Origin of the sequence: Mammaliicoccus stepanovicii (genome assembly GCF_002902525.1) — a bacterium.
Classification (GTDB): Bacteria; Bacillota; Bacilli; order Staphylococcales; family Staphylococcaceae; genus Mammaliicoccus; species Mammaliicoccus stepanovicii.
The window spans coordinates 1-3,997 of sequence record NZ_PPQZ01000076.1; the positions used below are offsets into that span (position 1 = coordinate 1).

General features: G+C 32.2%; 4 protein-coding genes. 1 reads left to right on the forward strand and 3 read right to left on the reverse strand.

Annotated features, from left to right (window positions below; translation table 11 throughout):
• Window positions 1-152 precede the first annotated feature (152 nt).
• Window positions 153-785, reverse strand: a complete 633-nt coding sequence (locus tag CD111_RS09710; protein WP_095087411.1) for a lysophospholipid acyltransferase family protein — start codon at window positions 783-785, stop codon at window positions 153-155.
• Between the two features lie 166 nt (window positions 786-951).
• Here CD111_RS09710 and CD111_RS09715 point away from each other — a divergent pair, with 166 nt between their 5' ends.
• Window positions 952-2,208, forward strand: coding sequence for a S1C family serine protease (locus CD111_RS09715; protein ID WP_095087409.1), 1,257 nt, complete (start codon window positions 952-954; stop codon window positions 2,206-2,208).
• A gap of 224 nt (window positions 2,209-2,432) precedes the next feature.
• On the opposite strand, the gene CD111_RS09720 is transcribed toward CD111_RS09715, so the two are convergent.
• The gene (locus CD111_RS09720) at window positions 2,433-3,287 is read right to left on the reverse strand and encodes a TPM domain-containing protein (RefSeq protein ID WP_095087407.1); all 855 of its coding nucleotides are present in this window, start codon (window positions 3,285-3,287) and stop codon (window positions 2,433-2,435) included.
• Complete coding sequence (locus tag CD111_RS09725; protein ID WP_095087406.1) at window positions 3,287-3,865, reverse strand: LemA family protein; 579 nt, start codon at window positions 3,863-3,865, stop codon at window positions 3,287-3,289. Before CD111_RS09725 ends, CD111_RS09720 begins: the two co-directional genes overlap by 1 nt.
• Window positions 3,866-3,997 lie beyond the last annotated feature (132 nt).

Sequence of the window (3,997 nt, forward strand, 5' to 3'; positions counted from 1 at the left end):
TATTAAAACAGTAATATTAAGATATCCATTAGATGAAAACGTTTTAATTATAGGTGTCCATTGAAACTTATAATTCCCTATCTTTAAAAATATAAAAACAATCATATTTTAAGATCAGAAATCTAAAAATATGATTGTTTTATTTATGCTTATTATGATTTACGCATTGCTTTTTCAGCTATTTCAGTAACTTCTCGTTGCAGTTCTTTTGTTCTTTCTTCCAACAATTCAGTTACTTTAGCAATTTTTTCACTCTTCTTCATATCACTTGGCAATTGATTTGGATCAATTGGATCTCCAAATTTAATAAATGATTTATATTTAAATGCAAACATTTGTTTAACTTCTTTAGGCCCTGCAAACGCTGCTGGCACAATTGGTTTGTTACTTAAAACTGAAATCGTAGCTGCTCCACGTTTTAAAGGCGCTTCTCCAGATTCTACTCTTTGACCTGAAGGAAATATCCCTACACTTTTACCTTTATTCAGTAACTTAACAGGAATTTTCAACGTACTTGGTCCTGGCTTTTCTCTATCTACAGGAAATGCATTTAATGAATGGAAAAATTTATTCGACCATTCTTTAGAAAACAATTCTTTTTTAGCCATGTAATTAATTTCAGTAGGATATAAGCTAAGTGCTAACATAATTACTTCAACATACCCACTATGTGTGCACGTAACGATATATGGTTGGTCTGGCACTTTTTCTTTATTTATTGCGATGACTTGTTTGCCAAACTTTTGGAAAACAATATGTAGGACTGTACTTGCAAATTTATACATTTTTTACCACTCTCTTCTTAATGATAATCATATTTTATCACTCTAATTCTCTACGCTCAAGTTTTCATACAAATTATTGTAACAAATTAAATATAGCATATTGTTGGCATTTTCTTGGAATTTCCATAATAATTATTTTAAGGATAGTATTTAGGAGGTATAACAAATGGATAACAATGAAAATAATGAAAACCAATATTCAAATCAAGAAAGATCAACTTCTAATGGGTATTATTTTAAAAAGAAAAATAATATTCCATGGTACCAAAGTTGTCTGTTACCTTTCATTGCTGGTATTCTTGGTGCAATTCTAATCTTAGCTTTATACATTGGTGGAACTAAAATAGTAGATTTTGCGAGTTCTTATAAAGACGAAGCTGAAATTACGAAAGCACCAGCAAATGAAAAAGGTGGAAATATTAAAGATAACAAATCGAGTAATAAATCTGTTTCAAAAATGATTGAAGATGTTTCACCATCTATTGTAGGTGTAACGAATAAACAAAAATCAAGTGGATTCGAACAATTTTTTGGAAGTAGAGATTCTAAAGACTCAAGCGAGCCACAAGAGACAGGTACAGGTACAGGTGTTATTTATCAATCAAATAGCAACGGTGCTTATATCGTCACAAACAACCATGTCATTGAAGGCGCTAGTGAAATTGAAGTACAGTTACATAACGACAAATCAGTGAAAGCTAAATTAGTTGGAACAGATGTTATGACAGATTTAGCTGTGCTAAAAATTGAAGGTAATTATAATATTAAACCCATTAAATTTGCTGACTCATCAAAAGTAAAAGCTGGGGAAACAGTATTTGCTCTAGGTAACCCGCTCGGCATAGAATTTGCAAATAGCGTGACGCAAGGTATCATCTCATCTCAAGAACGTACTATGAGTGTTCAAACTTCACAAGGTGTAACTGAAGCCACAGTTATTCAAACTGATGCTGCAATAAACCCAGGTAATTCAGGTGGTGCATTAATTGATTTAAACGGAAATTTAATAGGTATTAATTCAATGAAAATTTCTCGTTCAGATGTTGAGGGTATAGGCTTTGCCATACCAAGTAATGAAGTTGATCACATCATTAAAGATATTATGGATGATGGTAAAGTTACAAGACCATATATCGGTATCAGTATGATATCTATAAAAGATATCCCTGAACAATACAAAAAAGACCTTAAATTATCTAAAGATAGCGGTGTTTATATCTCAGAGGTCGATAAAAAAGCACAAAACGGTATTCAAAAAGGAGATATTATTACCGAAATCGATGGTAAAACTGTAAATGATGATGCTGATATAAGAAATTACATCTATGATAAGAAGAAACCTGGAGATAAAATTAAATTAAAAATCATCAGAGACAACAAAGAAAAAATTGAGAAAGTAACTCTTTCTGAACAAAATAAATAACTATTCATACAAAATGACAAGGCTGGGACATATATATCCAATCTTAAATAAAGAGAGCTAATCCATATCAATTTTTGGATTAGCTCTCTTTTCTATATTTAGAAAATCATGACAAAACTGATTCAACTAAATCATATAATAAAAGACGAAACTCACTTTTATCGTGAATTTCGTCTTTTTTGATTTTCTGAAACTTTTTGTCTCAGACTGCTCATTATTTATGCTTAAAAACCACGACCTGCTCCTCCACCTGAGAAGCCGCCGCCTCCTCCGAAGCTTCCACCACCGGAGAAACCGCCTCCAGAGAATCCACCACCGTGACCTCCGGACGGACCTCCAAACATGAATGGTCCTCCCATGTGTCTACCCGTTCTTCTTCCGCCTCCTCTAGGTGGTTTACCACCACCATTTTTGAAGTAGGCTATAAAGAAAACAATTATGAAGAAAATAAATATCATAAATGGTATTTTTCCAAGTCCTGAAGATTGTGGCTCTTTTTCAGTGAATTTTTTGCCGTCGTATCCATAACTTTTAGCAATTTCATCCCATACAGCATCATAAAGTTTAGTTAATCCTTTACTATAATATGATTTGGCTTTTTCTTTATCAGATGTTTGAGATGCTTTCTTCTGATACGGCATGAAGTTTGTATCGATTAAATCTCCAACTTTAGAATCATTAAGTACACCTTCTAATCCGTCTCCAACTGCTATATCGATACCTCTGTTGTTATTCTCGTTACCGTTATCTAAGTTTAATAAAATAACAATACCTCTATTATGCTTTTGATCCCCAACTTTATAGTGTCTACCCGCTTCAAGAGCATAGTCTTGTCTCGGCGTTTGACCTATTGATTTCATCGTCATCAACATAATATCTGCATCGGTTCCATCTTGAAGTTTTTGACCTTTTTTATTGATACTATCAGCATCGCTTTGTTCAATAAGATTTGCATGATCTTGTACGAATACAGGTTGTTCTAATTTCGGAAATTTATTATCTTTAGCTTGTACACTTGAACTTATTGCGATTAAACAGACTATCACCAATATTAAACTACGTTTAAAAATTTGATTCATTAAGAATCAGCTCCACCAAAATCGACTTTAGGAGCATCTTTAGCTTCACCTTTTGCTTGGAAGTATTCTTTTTTATCAAAATTAAATAATCCAGCTATAATACTTGAAGGGAATTTACGCGTTGCTTGATTGTATTCATTGATAGACTCGTTATAATCTTTTCTTGCTACAGCAATACGATTTTCTGTACCTGCTAATTCATCTCTTAATCCAGTAAATTGCTTATCTGCTTTTAAGTCTGGATATTTTTCACTAATTGCAATCAGTCTACTTAAAGCACTATTTACTTCACCATTTGCTTCAGCTTTATCTGCTGGTGAATTAGCACCTGCTAATTTACTACGTGCATCTGAAACATCTTTAAATACTTTCTCTTCATGTTTCGTATAACCTTTAACTGTGTCTACTAAATTTGGAATTAAATCAACTCTTCTTTGTAACTGATTATCGATATTTGATAATGATTTATCCGCTTCTTCTTCTAATCCTACCAACCTATTATACGGTCCAATCATAACTAAACCGATAATGACAATAACTGCAACTATCGCAATTAAGGGTCCTAAATATTTCTTCATTTAACAATCTTCCTTTCCTATATACATTTATCTTTATTATACTATATGTAAGTAAATACTTATACTGACTCAATTTTACATATAACAACTATATAAAAACAAGGATAAACTAACATCATGTTAGTTATCCTT